General features: G+C 64.3%; 4 protein-coding genes. 2 read left to right on the top strand and 2 right to left on the bottom strand.

Annotated elements, in window-relative coordinates; all coding sequences use genetic code 11:
• The coding region (locus AC2VOU_RS13455; RefSeq protein ID WP_486957832.1) for an APC family permease at positions 1 to 926 on the bottom strand (926 nt) is incomplete at its 3' end.
• 90 nt (positions 927 to 1016) lie between these two features.
• On the opposite strand from AC2VOU_RS13455, the gene AC2VOU_RS13460 reads away from it, so the two are divergent.
• Together AC2VOU_RS13460 and AC2VOU_RS13465 are read left to right on the top strand one after the other, a co-directional pair.
• The gene (locus AC2VOU_RS13460) at positions 1017 to 1571 is read left to right on the top strand and encodes a P-loop nucleotide/nucleoside kinase family protein (RefSeq protein WP_047314870.1); all 555 of its coding nucleotides are present in this window, start codon (positions 1017 to 1019) and stop codon (positions 1569 to 1571) included.
• 16 nt (positions 1572 to 1587) lie between these two features.
• Entirely contained in the window at positions 1588 to 3387 is a 1800-nt protein-coding gene (locus AC2VOU_RS13465; RefSeq protein WP_054879106.1) for an acyl-CoA dehydrogenase family protein, read from the top strand.
• Between the two features lie 60 nt (positions 3388 to 3447).
• Here the strand turns inward: AC2VOU_RS13465 and AC2VOU_RS13470 are convergent.
• Positions 3448 to 4413, bottom strand: a 966-nt coding sequence (locus AC2VOU_RS13470; protein WP_486957833.1) for an acyl-CoA carboxylase subunit beta, incomplete at its 5' end; no start/stop codon positions are given.

Raw genomic sequence — 4413 nt, forward strand, 5'->3', positions numbered from 1 at the left:
GTCAATGTGCAAGCGAACAGGCTGGGCAACAGCAACAGCTGCATCGTGTCCTGCATCGCCGGGCCAACATGGGTCTTGGCCAGGCCCACAACGAGATTCGCCGGATCATCGGTAGCGGCCGCCACAAGATTGTCCGCGCCCACACCGACCGTCAAGGCCCACGCCGAGATGGCATAGAACAGTCCGATCCCGATCACCGCGATGTATGTGGCACGCGGCAGCGTGCGCTCCGGGGTGAGGGCTTCGCTGCGAAAAACAGCGGTGGTTTCGAATCCAACAAAACACAAGAACGCGAACATCAGCCCTAACGACGGCACCCCTCGCGACAGCGCGGTCGGATCAAACATGGCCAATCTAGCGTTCCCCCCCAAATGCTCGCCGGCGGCAATCAGCGCGACGTCGACGACAACGACGACAACACACTCAGCAACGAGCATAAATGCAAGAACCTTGGAGCTCAGTTCGATGTCTCGGTAGCCCAATACCCCAGTGAGGACCAGCCACAACGCTGTCCACAGCCACCACGGTGAGCCCAGACCGCCCAGGTGGGCGACGGTGGTAGCAGTCACCGCACCCAAATAGCAGCTGATGGACACCAGCAGTAGGAAATAGCTACTGATCGCCAGCGCAGCGGCTCCGACGCCCGGGATGCGGCCCAAACCAGTTTGGATATACGAGTAAAACGCTCCGGCATCACCGACAAACCGCGTCATCCTGGTGAATCCAATCGCAAACAATGCGAGGATCATCGTCGCACCGATGAAAAACATAGGCAGAACAGGGTTTTGGCTAACCCGAACCACCATCGGTAGCACCGCGCCGACAGAGGCCAAGGGAGCCGCGCCAGCTAAGACCATCAACACCACAGACCACACTCCCAGACCACGATGAAGGCCCTCGGCGCCGAGATCGCCGCTACGTTTCATAAGTTCACCCCCAACCCAACGCTAGGCCATGCTAACGGCCACAATTCATACGGCAGCATTCAGCAGCCAACCGCCGATCGGAGAAGTCATTTGCCCAGCCCTGGCCTCATCGTCATCTCCGGCCTTCCCGGCACCGGCAAGTCGTCAGTAGCGCTGCCTCTGGCGCGCCGATTGCTCGCGGCGTATCTGCGCATCGACACCATCGAGCAGGCCTTAGTCGATTCCGGTGAGCTCACCGCGGCACCCGCCGCGATGGGCTACGTCGCCGGCTACGCTCTGGCCGCCGATCAACTGCGCGTAGGGCTGCCCACGATCGCCGAATGCGTCAATCCACTCAAGATCACGCGCGACGCCTGGCAACGCGTCGCCGCTCAACTCAACTGCTGGATACTCGAGGTTGAACTCGTCTGTTCCGACCCAAACGAACACCGGCGCCGAGTCGAAAGCCGCACATCAGACATCCCAGGCCTGGTTCTGCCGACCTGGCAACAAGTGGTCGATCGGACCTACGAGCCCTGGGACCGTGACCATCTCATCATCGACACCGCCTGCTCAGCGGTCACAGCCACTGTTGAGCGCATTCGCCACAAAGCCACCGCCATAACCGACACCGCCGAACCCATCCACCCGCCGCCCCCGCTGTAATACCGTGGGTCCTGGCATGTATGAGTACGACGTTGAGCCTGCGGACAGGTTGCCCTTCTGCACTGCAGAAAAGGCGCAGCGCTATCGAACAGACAACTATCGCGGTGCGGTGGGGCGTAATTGGTACCGCACCGATCCCACCCTGCAGTTCACCATGGCGTACTACCTGCAGCCCGACGAGTTGGCGTTCGCCGAGCCGCATTTGACGCGCATCGGTGAGCTGATGGGCGGCCCGGTGGCACGGTGGGCCGAGGAGACCGACCGTAACCCGCCGCGGCTCGATCGCTACGACCGCTGGGGACATGACATCAGCCGCGTCACCATGCCGGCCTCGTTCACGCAGGCCAGGCGCGCGGTGTTGGATGCGCAGCAGACGCTGCGCTCGGAAGCGCAAGCCGCCAAGCTCAGCTCATCGTTGCCGTTGTTCGCGTCCAACTATCTGCTCAACCAAGCCGATATCGGGATGGGCTGCGCGCTGGGCACCGGCGGCGGAATGGTCCAATCGCTGGTGGCCGCCTATGCGCCGCCCGATGTGCGGGAGCATGTGCTGGCCAAATTCGACTCCGGTGAATGGGCGGGCCGGACAGCGCAGCTGCTGACCGAACGGACCGGCGGCTCCGATCTGGGGGCGCTGGAGACGACGGCTCGACGGGCAGCCGAAGGCGGCGACGCCTGGCTGCTCAACGGCGTCAAATGGTTTGCCTCGAATTGCGCCGGGGAGGCGTTCGTCGTCTTGGCCAAACCCGAGGGCGCGCCCGACTCCACCCGTGGTGTCGCCACCTTTCTCGTGCTTCGCACCCGCCGCGACGGTTCGCGCAACGGCGTGCGGGTGCGCCGACTCAAAGACAAGCTCGGCACCCGCTCGGTCGCGTCCGGCGAGGTCGAATTTGTCGATGCGGAAGCCTTTCTGCTGTCCGAGAAGCCAAGCGGTGATACGGGTCCCGCCGACGGCAAGGGACTCGGCCGGATGATGGAGCTGACCAACGCCGCGCGACTCGGCATCGCCTTGTTCGGGCTGGGTAACGCGCGCCGCGCCCTGGTCGAGTCGCTGTGCTACGCCCGGCAGCGGCGGGCGTTCGGCGGGCCGCTCATCGACAAGCCGCTGATGCGGCGCAAGCTGAGCGAGCTGATCGTCGACGTCGAAGCCGCACTGGCGCTGGTATTCGACTGCACCGGAGCCACCAACCACCGCCAGCCCCGCAACAGGCGGCAACGCATCGCGGTGCCGGTCACCAAACTGAAGGTGTGCCGGCTTGGGATCACCGCGGCGTCGGACGCGATCGAGATCCACGGCGGCAACGGCTACATCGAGGACTGGCCGGTGGCCAGGCTGCTGCGCGATGCGCAGGTGAACACCATCTGGGAGGGGCCGGACAACATCCTGTGCCTCGACGTGCGGCGCGGCATCGAGCAGACCCGCGCCCACGAGACGTTGTTGGCGCGATTGCACGACGCGATCTCGGTGTCGGACGACACCGAGGATGGTGGGGACACCACACGGCTGGTGGCCGAGCGCCTCGACGACCTGGACGCCGCGATCACCGCCTGGACCAAACTCGACCGCGAAGTCGCCGAGGCACGACTGTTCCCGCTGGCCCAGTTCATGGGCGACGTCTACGCCGGTGCGTTGCTCACCGAGCAGGCCGCCTGGGAACAGGCCACCCGGGGCAGCGACCGTAAGGCACTGGTTGCCCGACTGTATGCGCGGCGCCATCTCGCCGACCGCGGGCCGCTGCGCGGCATCGACGCCGACTCCGACGAGGCGCTGGAACGTTTCGACGAACTCGTCGACGGCGCGTTTACGCCTCGAGTGTGAATTGCCCGACGCCGAATCGGCGTGTCGCGTCGCAGAATTCACACTCGGCGAAGAGGACTCCTAGACCGGGATGAGCCCGTGCTTACGTCCGACCCGCCACCACTGCTGCTTGTCGCGCAACAGATGTAGCGACTTGCGCAGCAACAGCCGGGTTTGGTGCGGCTCGACCACAGCGTCGATGAACCCGCGCTCGGCGGCGATCCACGGGATCGCCATGTTGAGGTTGTAGTTGTCGACGAAGGTCTTGCGGATCGCTTGCGCGTCTGGCGAATTCGGGTCGGGGAAGCGCTTCATCAAGAGCTGCGCGGCACCGTCAGCGCCGATCACGGCGATGCGCGCGGTCGGCCAGGCAAAGTTCAGGTCTGCGGTCAGCTGCTTGGATCCCATGACCGCGTACGCGCCGCCATAGGACTTGCGGATCGTGATCGTCACTTTCGGCACTTCGGCTTCCACCACCGCGTACAGGAACCGACCGCCGCGCTTGATAATGCCGTTTTTCTCCTGCTCCACTCCCGGCAAGAACCCCGGCGTGTCCACCACGAACACCAACGGGATATTGAACGCGTCGCAGAACCGGATAAACCGCGCGGCCTTGTCGGAGGCCTCGTTGTCAATCGCCCCGGACATGTGCATGGGCTGGTTGGCCACCACGCCGACGGTGCGGCCGTCGACGCGGGCGTAGCCGGTGATGATGGCCCGTCCTGCTTGTGCGGCAACATCCAAAAAATCACCGTCGTCGAAGATCCGCAGCAGCACCTCATGCATGTCGTACGCCGTGTTGTCCGAATCCGGCACGATCGCGTCGAGCTCAAGGTCGTTTGTCGTGATCTGCGGCTCCAGCCCGGGGTTTACGATCGGCGCTTTGTCGAAGCAGTTGGGCGGCAGGAACGACAGGAAGTCCCGCACGTAGCCGAAGGCAGCGGCCTCGGACTCCACCACCTGGTGGATGTTGCCGTAACTGGCCTGGGCGTCGGCACCGCCCAGCTCGTCCAGGCTGACATCCTCACCGGTCACGTCCTTGATGAC

It is taken from the genome of Mycobacterium sp. TH-M25 (assembly GCF_057473665.1).